General features: G+C 57.9%; 12 protein-coding genes and 2 rRNA genes (1 of these 14 running past the window's edge). 6 read left to right on the forward strand and 8 right to left on the reverse strand.

Annotation, left to right across the window (positions count from 1 at the left end; genetic code table 11):
• Window positions 1-6 precede the first annotated feature (6 nt).
• A complete protein-coding gene (locus K5K95_RS03920; protein ID WP_222588449.1) occupies window positions 7-1,713 on the forward strand; it encodes a J domain-containing protein in 1,707 nt (568 codons plus the stop codon).
• A 74-nt stretch (window positions 1,714-1,787) separates the two neighbouring features.
• Window positions 1,788-2,960: a hypothetical protein gene (locus tag K5K95_RS03925; RefSeq protein ID WP_222588450.1), complete on the forward strand. Its 1,173-nt coding sequence runs from the start codon at window positions 1,788-1,790 to the stop codon at window positions 2,958-2,960.
• 106 nt (window positions 2,961-3,066) lie between these two features.
• Here the strand turns inward: K5K95_RS03925 and can are convergent, their stop codons facing one another.
• On the reverse strand, window positions 3,067-3,711 hold the full coding sequence (can, locus tag K5K95_RS03930) for a carbonate dehydratase (protein WP_222588451.1): 645 nt from the start codon (window positions 3,709-3,711) through the stop codon (window positions 3,067-3,069).
• A gap of 141 nt (window positions 3,712-3,852) precedes the next feature.
• On the opposite strand from can, the gene K5K95_RS03935 reads away from it, so the two are divergent.
• Window positions 3,853-4,257, forward strand: coding sequence for a serine kinase/phosphatase (locus K5K95_RS03935; protein WP_222588452.1), 405 nt, complete (start codon window positions 3,853-3,855; stop codon window positions 4,255-4,257).
• A gap of 119 nt (window positions 4,258-4,376) precedes the next feature.
• Here K5K95_RS03935 and rimI read toward each other — a convergent pair whose 3' ends face one another.
• Together rimI and K5K95_RS03945 are read right to left on the reverse strand one after the other, a co-directional pair.
• The gene (gene rimI / locus K5K95_RS03940; protein ID WP_090179968.1) at window positions 4,377-4,829 is read right to left on the reverse strand and encodes a ribosomal protein S18-alanine N-acetyltransferase; all 453 of its coding nucleotides are present in this window, start codon (window positions 4,827-4,829) and stop codon (window positions 4,377-4,379) included.
• Complete coding sequence (locus K5K95_RS03945) at window positions 4,822-5,562, reverse strand: energy transducer TonB (protein ID WP_222590286.1); 741 nt, start codon at window positions 5,560-5,562, stop codon at window positions 4,822-4,824. The genes rimI and K5K95_RS03945 overlap by 8 nt, the downstream gene beginning before the upstream one ends.
• Before the next feature lie 206 nt (window positions 5,563-5,768).
• On the opposite strand from K5K95_RS03945, the gene mksB reads away from it, so the two are divergent.
• The 3 genes from mksB to mksF are packed head-to-tail and all read left to right on the forward strand — an operon-like array spanning window position 5,769 to window position 10,571.
• A complete protein-coding gene (gene mksB / locus K5K95_RS03950) occupies window positions 5,769-7,043 on the forward strand; it encodes an Mks condensin complex protein MksB (RefSeq protein WP_167360476.1) in 1,275 nt (424 codons plus the stop codon).
• A complete protein-coding gene (gene mksE, locus K5K95_RS03955; protein WP_222588453.1) occupies window positions 7,033-7,734 on the forward strand; it encodes an Mks condensin complex protein MksE in 702 nt (233 codons plus the stop codon). The genes mksB and mksE overlap by 11 nt, the downstream gene beginning before the upstream one ends.
• Entirely contained in the window at window positions 7,731-10,571 is a 2,841-nt protein-coding gene (gene mksF / locus K5K95_RS03960) for an Mks condensin complex protein MksF (protein ID WP_222588454.1), read from the forward strand. The genes mksE and mksF overlap by 4 nt, the downstream gene beginning before the upstream one ends.
• Before the next feature lie 212 nt (window positions 10,572-10,783).
• On the opposite strand, the gene K5K95_RS03965 is transcribed toward mksF, so the two are convergent.
• The 5 genes from K5K95_RS03965 to K5K95_RS03985 form a co-directional block, all read right to left on the reverse strand.
• Entirely contained in the window at window positions 10,784-13,090 is a 2,307-nt protein-coding gene (locus tag K5K95_RS03965) for an intermembrane transport protein PqiB (RefSeq protein WP_222588455.1), read from the reverse strand.
• Window positions 13,083-13,706: a paraquat-inducible protein A gene (locus K5K95_RS03970; protein WP_222588456.1), complete on the reverse strand. Its 624-nt coding sequence runs from the start codon at window positions 13,704-13,706 to the stop codon at window positions 13,083-13,085. The genes K5K95_RS03965 and K5K95_RS03970 overlap by 8 nt, the downstream gene beginning before the upstream one ends.
• Window positions 13,693-14,352: a paraquat-inducible protein A gene (locus K5K95_RS03975; protein ID WP_222588457.1), complete on the reverse strand. Its 660-nt coding sequence runs from the start codon at window positions 14,350-14,352 to the stop codon at window positions 13,693-13,695. Before K5K95_RS03975 ends, K5K95_RS03970 begins: the two co-directional genes overlap by 14 nt.
• Before the next feature lie 149 nt (window positions 14,353-14,501).
• A 5S ribosomal RNA gene (rrf, locus tag K5K95_RS03980) occupies window positions 14,502-14,617 on the reverse strand.
• A 162-nt stretch (window positions 14,618-14,779) separates the two neighbouring features.
• Window positions 14,780-17,629, reverse strand: a 23S ribosomal RNA gene (locus K5K95_RS03985); it runs 22 nt beyond the window's last position.

Raw genomic sequence — 17,629 nt, forward strand, 5'->3', positions numbered from 1 at the left:
GCCAACATGGATTGCTGGTCAGTGCTGCAATTGCCCGAAGACGCCGACGCGCGCACCATCAAGCGCAGTTATGCGCGACTGCTGAAAACCTTCCGGCCCGATGAAGATCCCGAGGGTTTCCAGCGCTTGCGCGAAGCCTATGAGCATGCGCTGGAAGTTGCCCAATGGCGGGCCGAAAACGCCACGCACCAGCGCGAAGTTGCAATGGTCGAAGGCGCAGAACAGCCGAATCACGCCAACCTCCAGGCGTGGTCCGATGTGCTCGACCTTCAACCGCTGAACATTGAAAACCCGCCCTTTCTGCGCCCCCTGAAACTTGAAAGTCCGCCTCCTCTTCGCTCGCTGAACCTTGCGCCTTCCCACGCCCAGCCATCGCACGAATCGCTTGTCGCGCCGCAGGAGTTGGCGGCGCGGGCATTGATCGACGGGCTCTCGGAACAGAACCTGACTGAACGCTGGGCGCAGGCGCAACAACAGCAATGCGCCCAAGCGTTTGAGCAGTTGCTGCTGGCGCTGTGCTTCGATCATCCGGGCCTGCGCAATCCGGTCGCCGCGTGGGCAGTCCAGCACCTCGATTGGTTGGCGCCCTGGCAAAACGTCGAAATGACTGATTGGCAGCGAGACGCCCTCGCCAGCGGTTTGCTGCAGGATTATCGGCAGGCGTTGCAGGAATTGCTTGAAAGTGGCAAGGAGCGAGAGTTTCTCACCTTGCTCAAAAGCTACACGGCACAGCCTTGGCTACAAGTGTTTGATCGTCGCCAGGAATGGCAGCGAATCATCCTGCAACTGTTCAGCGATACCGAGTGGAGCTTGCCGCTGTTTGACCGCGTCGGGCAGGTGTTTGGCTGGGACAACGAAAAAGGTATTCATCCAGAGCCCGCGTCGACCTGGGCGGCCTTGATCGAACGCTGCCATCAGGAGAGTTTTTACGAAAACCTGCGGGCCAAGGCGCAAGACAGCCGGACCTGGGCCGCCGACGTTCAGGCCGCGCACTTGCTGATGAACCCGATGAAGGATCGGCAGCAAAAGAAAATGATCGACGGCTTCGGCCAGAACGAATGGCAGGCCTGTCATGACCTGGCGCAAACCCTCAAGTGGCGCTATCCGCAATTGCGTTTACGGTTGCCCCATGCCGATGTCTTTCACTGGCGACGTTTTTTGCCGCGCCCCATCGCCGACGAAACCTGGGTGCAGGTCTGGGCGGGTATTGCCCTGGCGATGTTTTTATTTTATTTGCCGACCGAGCACAAATCCCTGGGCTACAGCATCGGCATGCCGTTGATATTGGCCTTCGTTCCGGTCTGTTTCTTGCGCTTCGCCCTGAGCTGGTGGGTGCCGATCACGTCGCAATTTATCGTCCAGGATCTTTGGCTGACCGAGGGCCTCGTGCCCCGGCACTGGAACCCGGACACCCGTTGGCTGGTGATACGGCACGGCGCTCCGCAAGCCGTGCTCGCGTTGCTGTTCGGGATTTTGCTGGGTTGGCCGGGCGTGGTGACTTACCTCGGTTTTATGCTGATCGGTCTCTTGCACAAACGGCGCATCGGTCAGCTCGACCCTGAACTCAGCGCCCGACGGCCATGGCTGACGGCGCTGCATTGGGCGCACTTCAGCCCGTTGCAGTTGGTGTTTTTGCTGTTCATGGTCGGGGTAATCCTCGCGTGCCTGATGTATTACCCGGACTATCACCTGACTCGTTTGAAGTTCAGTTGAGCGATTGTCGGCCGATCTGCTTAAGTAGCTATGGCCCGCGATCAACGCGGGTCCACGCTGAAAAGGATCTGAGCATGTTAAAACTGACAGGACTTACCCTTGCGGCCCTCACCCTGAGCGCCGCCGCTCACGCCGATGTCGATCTGAAACTGGGCAGCACCGAACGCGTCACTCGGTTGTTCGCCTACCCCAACAACTGCAACGTGATCTGCTTCCGTCATTGGACGCTCGAGCAGACCGTCGAGCATTACCTGACCCAAAGCGTGCAGCGCGATGGTTACAGCGCCGCGAAAGTGCGGGTCAAAACCGATAACGATCACCTCTACGCCGACATCAGCGGCGTGCCAAAGGGTTACGAAAAACCGTTGGCCGCACTGCTTGATGCGGGCGATCTGGCGTATACCGGTGCCAAGAAACTCAATGCGGATGGCAAATGGGCGTTCAACTGGTATCTGTTCCTGCCGCTGGGCATGGCCCTGGAAAATCGCAAGAGTGTCGAACTGCTGCACTTCCCGCCGGATTACTCCCTGACGCAAGCCCAGGATTACCTGCGCTCGGCCACCACAGATCGCTGGGCCACGCTGCTGACGGATAACGGTATTCCAGCCGCCCAGACGCCGGGCTATCAGACCATCATCGATATCGCGCCGATTGCTGCGCCGGCCAATGCGGGCAAGGATCTGGAAGGTGTCTACGGCTATTTCAAGGACTACCAGACCACCATGGTCAAGGAAGTCAGCCAGAACGCCCACGGTGCGGCATTGCCGATGGTTGCCTTCGGCGCGCCGGTGCGTAACTGGATCAAGCAGCAATATGGCCCGACCGTGAATGTGCTGGGCCTGGCCACGATCAGCCCGAGCGCCGGGGTGAATGTGCCGGTGCTGGGTTCCAATCACCCGAGTTATATCTGGTACGCCGCCGACCCGGCCACCTACACCGGCGAAGATGCCCAGGCGAAGGCCGATGCCGCGGGCCTGACAGTCATGGGGCAGGATTTGAGCGCCGCCTGCTGGCAAGCCGGCATGGGCAGCAAACCGGGCAGCGATCCTGCCGTACAGCTGAAAAGCTGCACGCAGACGTGGCAAGTGACCCAGAAAGAAAAAACCTGCGAGCTGTTCTATACCTCGATCCGCAACCTGACGCCTGAACAAGCCGTGGCCAAGTGCGCGACGACGCCGATCCAGTCGCAGCTCAAACAGCTGCAAGCCCCGGCGCCCGAGACAGCGGTGCCGGTGCCGGCACTGTAATCGCTGTACACGTTGCGCGTGAGCGATGGCTCACGCGCAACGGCATTCAGCTCATGCGCCCGATCACCTGCTGTTTAGGCATCGGCGTAATCTCTTTCGAAACGCTCTACTGCGCTTCAACCGGACGCAGACGGTACTGCGGCGGCAGTTGCTCAAAACCGCTGATGGTCGTGTTCAGGCTTTTCCAGCGACCGTCCTTGATGCCATAGATGCAACCGTGGATCGACAGGCTCTGCCCGCGATGCCAGGCGTTTTGCACAATGCTGGTGTGCCCGACGTTGGCGACTTGCTGGATCACGTTGAGCTCGCAAAGACGGTCTACCCGCTCTTCTTCGGTCGCCAGCACGGCCAGTTCTTCACGCTTTTCGTAATAGAGGTCACGGATCGAGCGCAGCCAACCATCGATCAGGCCCAGCTGTCGGTCTTGCATCGAGGCTCGCACGCCGCCGCAGCCGTAGTGGCCAGTGACGAGGATGTGTTTGACCTTGAGCACGTCGACCGCGTACTGAATCACCGACAGGCAATTGAGGTCCGTGTGCAGCACCACGTTGGCCACGTTGCGGTGGACGAACAGGTCGCCCGGCAACATGCCGACGATTTCGTTGGCCGGCACGCGGGCATCGGAACAGCCGATCCACAAGTATTCCGGCGTCTGTTGACGGGCCAGCTTGGAGAAGAAGTCCGGATCTTCCTGCTTGATCGCTTCGGCCCAGCGTTCGTTGTTATCAATCAGATCTTGTAATTCGTTCATGCTGTAAAGCCTCAAGAATGATGCGCTGGTTTGACAGACAACCGTCCGTCGAGGTCACGCGCTTGATGCAACTATGGCCGGTGGAATTCTCAGGAGCCCCGTGGGTCCACCTTAGTAAGGCCCACAGTATGAGGAATTGCCATGACTGATTCACGACGTCCGTACGATGCGGCGCAACCTGAGCCCATCGATGATAACGAAGACCGCATGGGCTCGCTGCATGAGCTGGATTTCGACGAGGAAGAGCCCAGCGCCAGGATTGGCGATGAACTGCCGGAAAACGAACGCGAGCGATTGATGCCCCGCGAACGCGTGCGTGAGGCAGGAATGACGGGGGCCTCGACCGACGACCATGAACCCACCGACGACGACATGAGCCCGGAAACGTTGATTCGTGAGGACGGCGCGCGGGACGCTAATGAGGCCGGTGAAGGCAATCAGGCCGATTGGGATTTAAGCATTGTCGATGAAGACGACATTGGTGGAGGCAATGGGCTGGATGAAGAGGAACTGGCGCGGCGCGATCCGATGGACGGTAATCGTTGATCTTTATCGCCTGTTAAGCCGCCCTCGCGAGCAAGCCCGCTCCCACATTTGACCGAGATCCATATGAGGAACGCGATTAAATGTGGGAGCGGGCTTGCTCGCGAAGCTTTTAAAAGTAGTCAGTCGACCAAGGTGCAAGCCATGACCACCGCATCTTCCCGACCACCAACAGCAGGATAGTAATCCCGACGCCGCCCGATCTCGTTAAAGCCATAACGCTCATACAACTTGAACGCGCCACGGTTGCTGTCACGCACTTCCAGGAAACACTCGCGCGCCTTGGCTTCATACGCCCGGGACATCAAGTGCTCAAGCAGCGTCAAGCCCAGGCCACGCCCCTGGTTTTCCGGTTTGACCGTGATATTCAGCAGGTGCGCTTCATCAAGGATGATCTGCACCACGCCATGACCGACCTGCTGCTGCCCTTCGAACATCAGCCAGATCTGGTACTTGCCCAGCCCATCCAGAAAAATCCCGCGGGTCCAGGGGTGGCTGTACGCCGCGTATTCAATTTTCAGGACAGCGTCCAGGTCCGCCTCGGTCATCGGGCGAAACGATACAGCGTCACTCATTCGATTCTTTCCAACGCGCCATCAGCCGACGCATGGCTTGCCAGACATCAGCCTTACGCTGTGGCTCTTCCATTAATAATTCCAGGCCCGGCAGGGCCCAGACCGAGCCCAGGCCTTCGACCTGGAGTTCACGGTTGAAGGATTCTGCATTCGCCTCGCCGGCAAAACGCACCGCCGGGAGGCCGATCAGCCACACGCAGACGCACGGTGCGTCTTCCAGGCGGGCTGAGAGAAACCCCTGCACAAAGTCACGGGCGGCTTCAGGACCTTGATCCATGGTGCCCCGTACCAGCAGCGGCCAGCGCACGGGCTCGCCGACAATCTGCGGGCTGTCCGGCAGACCGGCAGCACGCAGCATATCCTTGAGCAACAGATAGGCGGGATCGCGGGTCTGGAAGGTTTCGCCTGTGGGTAACTCCACCAGCAACAGGCAACGACCGGCGCGCAGCAATTGCAGGGCGAAACGCGGAGGCGGCACGACCGGTGCCTTGGCCACGACCGGCGCCTCTTCTTCCTCGACCTTGGCGTTCGTGCGCGTGCTGGCGAGGGATGGACGTGGCACCTCGATTTTCACCCGCTCGGCCGGTTTGACCACGGGCTCCACGGGCGCTTCGGCCATGGGAACCGGCACCACTGGCGCGACGACCAGCGGCTCAGGCATCTCGAGCAGCTCGGGACGCGAAGGCGCGGCAAAGGGCAATTCGGTGCGCGGCAGCCAGTTGACCACCTGCATGGCGGTCAAATAGGCGCGGCGACGGGACTCGATAAGCAAAGGTCGGCCACTTGTGGATAACTAAAGTGCAGTGATTCTACCGCCCTTCGCTAAAGATCGCCCGCTGTTGATCGATAGAAAACCGACACTCCGTCCCGAGAGTGAATCGACATGCCTGTGATGCAGTACAATCGCGGCTTTTAATCGCTAACCAGCCGGCCATTCCGATGATCGAACCCAAGCGCGTCTTGCGCGCCCTCGCTGAACACTGGGCACTTCTGGAGCCACTGTGCGAGCACTTCGACCAGGGCACCTTGAGCCTCAACGAACTGCGCACGCAGCTGGCCGCCCAGCAACTCGACAGTACGCCGCAGGACATCACCAGCCTGCTGGACGTGTGGATCCGCCTCGACATTCTGGTTCCGGTGGCGAAAAGCCCGAACCGCTTCGAGCTCAACGCACAGATTCACGACTTCCTCGCTTACCTGCGCCGTGAGCATCGTCTGGGCCTGTGCCTGGAAATCGAAGCCTACTTGCGTCACCTCGAGCGTCTGGCCGGTTACATCCAGGATGCCTTCGACATTCGCGACGGCCACGACCTGGCGCGCCAGTTGCGTCTGCTCGACATGCGTGTGCGCGACGTCCTGAAGAAACTCGACAACGACGAACAGGCACTGGTAGCCGTGGCCGAACGGGCCAAGACCAGCGACCGGCAGATTCCCCTGCGTCAGCGTTACGCCGAAGTACTGGCGACCTGGGACGAATACGTCGAGCCGATGATCGATCTGGTGAACGCCGACGGCGCCTTCGAACAGGGCGTGCGCAAGGTCGAAACCGTGCTGCTGAAGATGCTCAGCGAACAACAGCGCCTCGGCCACCTGGTCGACGACGATATGCTGTTGCGTACCCACGCGCGCATCCTCGAAATGCAGACCAGCGCGCAACTGACCTTGCGTCATGCCCGCGAACTGCTTCTGCCACTGCGCGAAGAGGCCCGCCGCCACAACGCCGTGACCCGTGGCGCGGCGCTGGCCCTGTCGGCCATTCGCCGAAAAGGGATCGATGCAGTGCCACAAGCCGCGATGCCGATGTTCACCCGGCCGCAAAGCACCTTCCTCGGCAGCGCCAGTCAGGTCGAAGCCTACGTGTATGCCCTGGCCCGATTCGAGCCGAAACCGGCGCGTTTCCCCAAGGCTCACAAGACCCAGAAAGGCGAAGCACCGCGCGCACCACGCACGGTTCGGGAAATGCTCGAACGCTGCGAAGACGCCCTGCCGATGCCGGACCTGATGACCTGGCTGCTGGAGCAGGAACCGGACGGCGCCACCGACGAATTGCTGTATTGGTTCTCGCGCCTGTCTCGCGAGAAACGCTTCAAACGCGAGCGTCTGGAACGCCGCGATTACCACACTCATGAGCACCAGGTCAGCCTGCGCTCCTTCGCCCTGCTCTCGGCCCGCGACACCGCCGAGGATTCTGCGAGCACCCCACATGCATCTTGATCTAAACGAACTGTCCCAGCTGGCGCCGATCTTTCGCGAGCTGTTCAAGGGTTACCACGTCAGCCGCCGCGACCCGGAGCTGTACGCCCAACTGTCGAACTTCCAGGACCAGTACCGCACGCTGTTCAAGGCATTGGGCTTTGAACTGGTCTGCGATACCCGTGGCTTCTACTACTTCGTCCCGGACCTGGCCGCCGCCGCAGTGAACAAGACTGCCCAGCGTCTGGCGCTATTCACTTTCATCCTCGTCGAGCACCTGGCCGACCAGGGCCGTGACCCGGTCGCCGTGCTCGATGGCGGCAGCCTCGGTCGCGATGAATTGCCGTCCTTGCTGGAGAAGTACCGCGACCTGTTCATTCAGGCTGAAGTGCAGACCGTTGAAGATCTGGAGGAAAAGATCATGCGCCGCATGACTCAACTCGGTTTCGCCGGCGAAGAAAACGGCATCTACCGCTTCCTGCCGCCGATGCACCGCTTCCTTGACGTGTGCCTGTCGGTTCAGCAGGACCGTGATCTGGCGGCCAGCCTGCACAGCGTGTTGCCGTTGCCAGTTCCAGTCCTGATCGATGACGACAGCGATGAAAAACTGCTGCAAACCGATGATCCGCTTGACCTCAGTGACTTCGAAGAAGAAAGCGAAGAAGACGCCATGGCCCGCGCCATCGCCGAAGAACAGGAGACCGACGCATGAGCAAGGAACGCTACGGCATCCGCCGCTTCGCCCTTTTGAACACCGCCGGTTACAGCCTCGGGCTGTTTCCACTGGAAGAACCGCTATCAGTCTACGGCGCGAACAACCTCGGTAAATCCGCATCGATCAACGCGCTGCAGTTCCCGATCCTGGCGCGTATGTCGGACATGAGTTTCGGCAAGTACAGCCTGGAACAATCCCGACGGTTCTACTTCGCCTCTGACACCAGTTACATCCTCGTTGAAGTCGCGCTGCCCCACGGTCCACACGTGATCGGCGTGGTCGGTCGCGGCCCTGGCGGTGGTTTCGGTCACCAGTTCTTTGCCTACGCCGGCAAACTGGATCTGGCGCACTATCAGAAGAACGACACGTGCCTGCGCCAGAAGGAGCTGTTCACCAACCTTGAACGCGAAGGCCTCAAAGCCTACGAGCTCAAGCCGGATGAACTGCGCCGCTTGCTGGTCGGTGGTCACACCTCGGTTCCGTTGGACCTGACGCTGATCCCGCTGCGTTCCACCAGCGAACAAAGCCTGAAGACTTTCCGCGCCCTGTTCATCAACCTGCTGCACATGCGCGAAATCACCGCGGCCAAGCTCAAGCAACTGTTCCTCGACGCCTTCGAACACAGCTTGCGTTCCGGCAGTGTCGATTACATCGCCGCGTGTGAAGAGGCGTTCCGCGATGTGCGACGCATGGAGCAGGACTACAACTCGCTGGTCACCGCCGGCCCGTTGGTTGAAGCCCTTGCGGCAGGCGTGACCCAGCGCAATATCCTGCGCGGCAAGTTGCACCGGATCTCGCCGCTGCTCGACTCGTTGCTCGGCACCTGGTCGGACTACGCCAGTGCGCGCAAGGAAGAACTGACGATTCAGGCCGAACACTACCGCAACGAACAAGACGCGCTGCAAAACGATCAGCGCGGCGGCACGCAGGAGTTGATGCGTCTGGAACGGGAAATCACCGGCATCCAGCGCTGGCTCGGTGAATTGTCTGCGCTCAAGAATCGTTTTGCCTTGGTCGATGACGTCAAAGTGCTGGAGCAGCAATTGCTCGCGGCCAAGGACGCGCACGACGAACTGGCCGGCGCGCTGGCCCAGTCGCGGCAGTTCAGCGCCGAGGACCTGGAAGAGCGTCTGCGCGATCTGGAAAAACGCCTGAAGTCGGTCAAGCAGCAACTCGACCACGCCGACAACAACAGCTACGCCCGTCTGCGTGAAGAGTTCTCGCAACAGGACGTCGAGCGCCTGATGCGCCTGTTCAACAGCGCGCTGTTCAGCCTGCCCCTGGGCGAGCACGGCATCACGCTGGACGAGGACGGTCAGTGGGTCAAATCCATGGAGCTGATCCTCGACGGTTTCAAAGGCGAGCGCTTCGAAGTGCCGGGCCTGTCCATCGACATCTCGAACATCGAGCCCCCTGCCCTGCAGGCCCTGGCTGACCGCGCGGCGTTGCGCGATCAGAAAGAGCGTCTGGAAAAAGAACTCAAGCAGCTCAAAACTCAAGCTGCCGTGGCCGCCGACCGCGCCGCGAGCAAGACCCAGACCGAGGCGCTGTACCAGCAGGTGCTGGATGCGCAGAAAGCCCTGGAAGATTTCCGTCGCACGCAGACCCTGAGCGCCGAAGAAGGCGACAAGCTCGAACAACTCGCGCAGATGGAAGCCGCGCAGGACGAATTGAAGCGCTCCAGCGATGCCTTCACCGAACGCGTCCAGCAACTGTCCGCCAAGCTGCAACTGGTTGGTCGACAAATCGGCGACATGGAAGCCAAGCAACGCACCCTCGACGACGCCCTGCGCCGTCGTCAGCTACTGCCGGTAGACCTGCCGTTCGGCACGCCATTCATGGACCCGATCGACGACTCCATGGACAACCTGCTGCCGCTACTCAACGACTATCAAGACAGCTGGCAAGGTTTGCAGCGCAGCGATGGTCAGATCGAGGCGCTGTATGCGCAGGTTCGCCTCAAGGGCGTGGCCAAGTTCGACAGCGAAGACGATATGGAGCGTCGATTGCAACTGCTGATCAACGCCTATGCACACCGCACCGACGAAGCCCTGACCCTCGGCAAGGCGCGCCGTGCGGCGGTCACCGACATCGCCCGGACCCTGCGCAACATTCGCAGCGACTACGACAGCCTCGAACACCAACTGGCGCTGTTCAACCGCGAGATCAACAAGCGTCAAGTGTCCAACCTGCAGAGCTTCCGCATCGTACTGGCGCCGAACAAGGAAGCGCTCAAGCACATCGACCAGATCATCCACAGCGCCGGCCAGTACGAAGAAGGCGAAACCCTCTCTGTCTTCGACCTGAGCCAAAGCGCCGAGCAGGACAACAAGAACGAAGAAGCCAAGGAATACCTGGCGCGGCTGGTGGCGGCGAACCACAACCAGCTCGGCCTCAAGGACTTGTTCGAACTGGCGTTCGAGATCACCAAGGTCAACGGCCAGCCGGTGATCCACACCGACATCGATGGCGCGGCATCCAACGGCACCACGATGACCATCAAGGCGCTGACCAATATGTATTTGTTGCTGCACTTGATGGACCGCGATCAGGCCGGTCGCGTACGCCTGCCGTACTACCTCGACGAAGCGGCGGACATCGACGAGAAGAACCAGGCCGCTTTGTTGGAAACCAGCCTGCAACTGGGCTTCGTGCCGATTCTGGCAAGCGTGAAGCCACAGGTCTGCGCCAGTGTGGCGATTGACCTGGAAGGGGGTAGCGGACCTAACGGCATCTACATCGATGAGGCGGACTGGAAGTACATTCGTCGCCACGATGAGGTGAAGACCGTGGTTAACGTTGAAGCGGATGAGCCGGAGCTGGATGCCGTCTGACCTGCATTAATCGAAGGCAATAAAAAGGCCGCGATCCAATGGATCGCGGCCTTTTTTGTTTAGAGCTGGACATTGTACGTGAGCTTGAGGGCCCCTTCGCGGGCAAGCCCGCTCCCACAGTGGTCAGCGCCGTTTGCAAATTTTGTGTACGGCCCAAATCAATGTGGGAGCGGGCTTGCCCGCGAAGGCGTCATCACCGACGCCAATTAACCCTACTGCTTACCGAGGGCAATCTTCGGCGCCCAGGTCAGCCACTCATCTTCAAACTTGTCGAACAGCGGGAAGGTTTGCTCGGCTCGCGCCGGGCCGCCCATACGCTCGCCGTCCGGTGTAGCGAAGGCAATACCGCCCTGCATCAGCGTCTCAAGCGATTCGGTGCGAACCGTCGCGCCTTTGAACAAGCCATAGTCAAAACCGAAACCACTGGTGTTCCAGAAACGCGTGCCGCTGCGCACCAATGGCGCGTACTTTGGCTCGATCAGGATGTGCACCAATACACGATCCGCCGTCTGGCCGAGCTCGTAGCTTGTCACTTTGCCGACAGTGACTTCGCGATAGGTGACAGGCACACCGATCTTCAACGAACCACGGCGAGCAGCACTCAATACCAGGCTCAAACCGGCTTCTTGCTTGGCGATTTCCGGTGGATTGGCCAAGGCGACGAAGTTTTTCTGCGGTCCAAGATTTTTCGCTGCCGGCTGAACTTCGATGTATTGACCGGTGACCAGGGTCTCGAGGTTCGAGGTCTTGATCAGCCCCAATTCAGGCTTGACCACCCAGAACTGGCTGCCCACCCGGGCGATGCGCTCAGGGACTTCAGTGATCCGCGCGGTGAGCAGGACCGATTGCAGGTCATCGCTGAGGTCGACGTCTTCAACCTTGCCAACGTCCAGGCCTTTGAATCTCACTGCCGTGCCGCTGTGTAAGCCGTCAGCACGGTCAACCTTGATGGTTACCACGGTGCCTTTGAGATTCGCCTCTTCATGGCTGGGGAACAGACGGAAACGAGGGATGCGCTTCTTCAATGGCGCATTGGCCCGCGGGGTTTCGAATGCAATGCCCCCGGCCAACAGGCTTTGCAGCGACTCACTTTTGACCTGGATTCCGCCGGTCAATCCACCCATGAGCGTGACACCACTGGCATTCCAGAAACGCGTAGAGGCATTGACCAGTCCTTCGTATTCTTTCTCGATGTGCACACCGATGACCAATTGCTTCTTGACCTTGGAGAACTGATAACTCTGGACCGAACCGACCTTGACCTGTTTGTAGAGAATCGGGCTGCCGACTTCCAGTGAGCCAAGGTTTTCGGTGAACAACACCAGGTGCAGACCCGGTGAGCGCAAGTCCAGCGGCGGCGCTTTCGGACGCGCGACGAACTCACGTTGCGGCGCCGCACCTTTGTCGCCCGGTCGCACGGCGATGTAGTTACCTTTGACCAAGGCTTCCAGGCCGGTGATGCCGGCGAGCGAGATCGACGGTTTGACCACCCAGAACTGAGTGCCTTCGACCAGATAGTCTTCGGCCAATGGATCAAGGGTCAGCTCGGCCGTGGCGGCAGACAGATCCGGATCAATTTTCAGGGCTTTGAGATTGCCGACCTGGATGCCTTTGTACATAACCGGCGTGCGACCGGCCTGCAAGCCTTCGAAGTCACTGAGCTTGACCTTCACCCGAATGCCGGCAGCGGCGGCGTCGAAGTCTTCATAGAGACGGAATGGCAGGCTTGGATCGGTCGGCGGGCTGTCCTTGCGGTTTTCCGGCGTGGCGAAAGCGATGCCGCCGGCGACGATACTGGCCAGGGATTCGCTGCGCACTTTCACGCCCGACAGGTTGGCATCAATGCTGATGCCACTCGCGTTCCAGAAACGCGTGTGTTTGCGCACCAGGTTGGCGTAAGTCGGCTCAATGAAGACTTTGAGCTCAACCGTGCTTTGATCTTCGGAGAGCACGTAGCTTTTGACCTGGCCGACCTTGATCTGCTTATAGAACACCGGGCTGCCGCGATTCAGCGAGCCGAGACGATCAGCCTTGATCGTCAGGTGAAGACCGGGTTTGGCGTCCGACAGCGGTGGTTCTTCGGCCAATGCTTTGAACTTGCGAGTGGGTTCGCCTTCGCCGGGACTGACGGCGACGTAGTTACCCGAGACGAGGGTTTCCAGTCCAGTGATACCGGCCAGCGTCACGCTTGGTTTGATCAGCCAGAAGCGTGTGCCCGTCTTGAGGTAGGGCTCAACGTCCTTGTTCATCTCAATGGTGGCGATCACGCCTTTTGAACTGCCTTCGTCATCGAGCTTGAGGGCTTTTACCTTGCCGACCGACATGCCTTTGTAGACCACCTCGGTCTTGTTGGCCTGAATGCCTTCACCGCTATCGAAGCGCACCTGAATCTCGATGCCGTTTTCGCTATAGGCACGCCAGCCGAGCCAGCCGCCGATAATCAATGCGATCAGGGGCAATACCCAGATGGCAGACCAGTTCGAGGCCGGTCGGGTTTTAGCTGTAGGCAAGTCATTCATGGTCGTCGTCCGACTCCGTGTTATCCCAAATCAGTCGGGGATCGAAAGTTACTGCGGCAAGCATCGTCAGAATCACCACACTGGCGAAAGCGATGGCGCCAAGATTGGCTTCGACGCTGGCAAGCCGTCCGAAATTCACGACCGCCACCAGGATGGCAATCACAAAGATGTCCAGCATCGACCAGCGGCCGATGAACTCAATGAAGCGGTACATCCAGATTCGCTGTCGTGCCGAAAGTGGTTGGCGGCGTTGCACCGAAAACAGTAGTAACGCGATGCCCACCAACTTGAACGTGGGTACCAGAATGCTGGCGATAAAAACCACGGCGGCGATGGGAATCATGCCGTGCTGAACCAACTGAATGACACCGGACATGATGGTGCTCGGATCACCCTGCCCCAATGAACTGACAGTCATGATCGGCAGCAGGTTGGCCGGGATATAGAGAATCGCTGCGGTTATCAGCAGTGCCCAGGTTCGCATTAGACTGTTTGGTCGTCGGACATGCACGAGCGCACCACAACGGGTGCAGCTCTGCTCGTCGGTATCTGCTTGCTGCTTGTTCAATTCATGACATTCAGTACAAATCAGAATGCCCGCATCAATTGCCCGCATGGGCATCCTCTCCTGACAAAGCCTGCCAGATCTGATGAGGCGACATCACCACCTCCAACCAGACCTGGACCAACAACAAACCGATAAAGCACGCTAATCCAAGGCCTACGGTAATGGCTGCCATATCTGCCAGTTTGACGATCGCCACCAGCACGCCCATGAGGTAGACCTCGAGCATCCCCCAGTCCCGTAGATGGTGATAAATGCGGTAGAGCAGCAAACCGTAGCTGCGTCCGATATCAAAACGGATGCTCAACAACACCATTAATTGGCAGAGCAACTTGAGCAACGGAATCCCCATGCTGCACAGGAATACAACCACCGAGACGCCTTGCATGCCGGTATCGAACAAGCCGACAACGCCGGTCCAGACAGTATCTTGTGAGGATTGCCCGAGTAGATTGAGCTGCATGATGGGTAAAAAGTTCGCCGGGATGTACAACAATAAAGCGGCGATGACCAAAGCGAGACTGCGCTGCACGACATTGTGTCGATGAGCATAGAGCTCGTAGCCGCAGCGCGGGCAGAGTGCTTTCTCGCCTTGGGCGAGTTCGGGCTTGCGCATCAGCAAGTCACACTCATGACACGCCACCAGGTCATCCAGCGGTAATTCTGACAGCCTTGAGGTGTCAACCGGATCTGGCATAAGAGGCTCTGGCTCCGAAAAAGTTGGACCTATTCTAGTGTCATGAACCAAAAATAACTGTGCAAATTTGTGCTATCACGGACGAGCATTTTTCTGCAGGCAAAACAAAACCCCTACCTGCATACGCAGATAGGGGTTTCGGAATTTAATCTTGACGATGACCTACTCTCACATGGGGAAACCCCACACTACCATCGGCGATGCATCGTTTCACTGCTGAGTTCGGGATGGGATCAGGTGGTTCCAATGCTCTATGGTCGTCAAGAAATTCGGTAGCCAGGTCGTGCTCTCTTGCGAGACCACGCTCCAGCGAATGGGTATGTGATAGCTTCGGTGTTTTGCGAGTCTTCTCGAACTTTCGGTTCGTTTCGTCTTCACACACCGCAATCTGGTGCCTTCTCAGGTCAGCAAATTGCTTGGGTGTTATATGGTCAAGCCTCACGGGCAATTAGTATTGGTTAGCTCAACGCCTCACAGCGCTTACACACCCAACCTATCAACGTCGTAGTCTTCGACGGCCCTTCAGGGGACTCAAGGTCCCAGTGAGATCTCATCTTGAGGCTAGTTTCCCGCTTAGATGCTTTCAGCGGTTATCTATTCCGAACATAGCTACCCGGCAATGCCACTGGCGTGACAACCGGAACACCAGAGGTTCGTCCACTCCGGTCCTCTCGTACTAGGAGCAGCCCTCTCAAATCTCAAACGTCCACGGCAGATAGGGACCGAACTGTCTCACGACGTTCTAAACCCAGCTCGCGTACCACTTTAAATGGCGAACAGCCATACCCTTGGGACCGGCTTCAGCCCCAGGATGTGATGAGCCGACATCGAGGTGCCAAACACCGCCGTCGATATGAACTCTTGGGCGGTATCAGCCTGTTATCCCCGGAGTACCTTTTATCCGTTGAGCGATGGCCCTTCCATACAGAACCACCGGATCACTAAGACCTACTTTCGTACCTGCTCGACGTGTCTGTCTCGCAGTCAAGCGCGCTTTTGCCTTTATACTCTACGACCGATTTCCGACCGGTCTGAGCGCACCTTCGTACTCCTCCGTTACTCTTTAGGAGGAGACCGCCCCAGTCAAACTACCACCATACACTGTCCTCGATCCGGATAACGGACCTGAGTTAGAACCTCAAAGTTGCCAGGGTGGTATTTCAAGGTTGGCTCCACGCGAACTGGCGTCCACGCTTCAAAGCCTCCCACCTATCCTACACAAGCAAATTCAAAGTCCAGTGCAAAGCTATAGTAAAGGTTCACGGGGTCTTTCCGTCTAGCCGCGGATACACTGCATCTTCACAGCGATTTCAATTTCACTGAGTCTCGGGTGGAGACAGCGCCGCCATCGTTACGCCATTCGTGCAGGTCGGAACTTACCCGACAAGGAATTTCGCTACCTTAGGACCGTTATAGTTACGGCCGCCGTTTACCGGGGCTTCGATCAAGAGCTTCGCGTTAGCTAACCCCATCAATTAACCTTCCGGCACCGGGCAGGCGTCACACCCTATACGTCCACTTTCGTGTTTGCAGAGTGCTGTGTTTTAATAAACAGTCGCAGCGGCCTGGTATCTTCGACCGGCATGGGCTTACGCAGTAAATGCTTCACCTCACCGGCGCACCTTCTCCCGAAGTTACGGTGCCATTTTGCCTAGTTCCTTCACCCGAGTTCTCTCAAGCGCCTTGGTATTCTCTACCCAACCACCTGTGTCGGTTTGGGGTACGGTTCCTGGTTACCTGAAGCTTAGAAGCTTTTCTTGGAAGCATGGCATCAACCACTTCGTGTTCTAAAAGAACACTCGTCATCAGCTCTCGGCCTTAGAATCCCGGATTTACCTAAGATTCCAGCCTACCACCTTAAACTTGGACAACCAACGCCAAGCTGGCCTAGCCTTCTCCGTCCCTCCATCGCAATAACCAGAAGTACAGGAATATTAACCTGTTTTCCATCGACTACGCTTTTCAGCCTCGCCTTAGGGACCGACTAACCCTGCGTCGATTAACGTTGCGCAGGAAACCTTGGTCTTTCGGCGTGGTGTTTTTCACACCCATTGTCGTTACTCATGTCAGCATTCGCACTTCTGATACCTCCAGCAAGCTTCTCAACTCACCTTCACAGGCTTACAGAACGCTCCTCTACCGCATCACCTAAGTGATACCCGTAGCTTCGGTGTATGGTTTGAGCCCCGTTACATCTTCCGCGCAGGCCGACTCGACTAGTGAGCTATTACGCTTTCTTTAAAGGGTGGCTGCTTCTAAGCCAACCTCCTAGCTGTCTAAGCCTTCCCACATCGTTTCCCACTTAACCATAACTTTGGGACCTTAGCTGACGGTCTGGGTTGTTTCCCTTTTCACGACGGACGTTAGCACCCGCCGTGTCTCCCATGCTCGCACTTGTAGGTATTCGGAGTTTGCATCGGTTTGGTAAGTCGGGATGACCCCCTAGCCGAAACAGTGCTCTACCCCCTACAGTGATACATGAGGCGCTACCTAAATAGCTTTCGAGGAGAACCAGCTATCTCCGAGCTTGATTAGCCTTTCACTCCGATCCACAGGTCATCCGCTAACTTTCAACGTAGTCGGTTCGGTCCTCCAGTTAGTGTTACCCAACCTTCAACCTGCCCATGGATAGATCGCCCGGTTTCGGTCTATTCCAGCGACTAGACGCCCTATTAAGACTCGCTTTCGCTACGCCTCCCCTATTCGGTTAAGCTCGCCACTGAAAATAAGTCGCTGACCCATTATACAAAAGGTACGCAGTCACCCAACAAAGTGGGCTCCCACTGCTTGTACGCATACGGTTTCAGGACTATTTCACTCCCCTCCCGGGGTTCTTTTCGCCTTTCCCTCACGGTACTAGTTCACTATCGGTCAGTCAGTAGTATTTAGCCTTGGAGGATGGTCCCCCCATATTCAGACAAAGTTTCTCGTGCTCCGTCCTACTCGATTTCATGACTAAGAGATTTTCGCGTACAGGGCTATCACCCACTATGGCCGTACTTTCCAGAACGTTCCGCTAATCTCAAAGCCACTTAAGGGCTAGTCCCGTTCGCTCGCCACTACTAAGGGAATCTCGTTGATTTCTTTCCTCAGGGTACTTAGATGTTTCAGTTCCCCTGGTTCGCTTCTTAAGCCTATGTATTCAGCTTAAGATACCTAACTTATGTTAGTGGGTTCCCCCATTCAGACATCCGGATCAAAGTCTGTTTGCCGACTCCCCGAAGCTTTTCGCAGGCTACCACGTCTTTCATCGCCTCTGACTGCCAAGGCATCCACC

The sequence above is a fragment of the Pseudomonas sp. DR48 genome (genome assembly GCF_019823085.1).
Lineage (GTDB): Bacteria > Pseudomonadota > Gammaproteobacteria > Pseudomonadales > Pseudomonadaceae > Aquipseudomonas.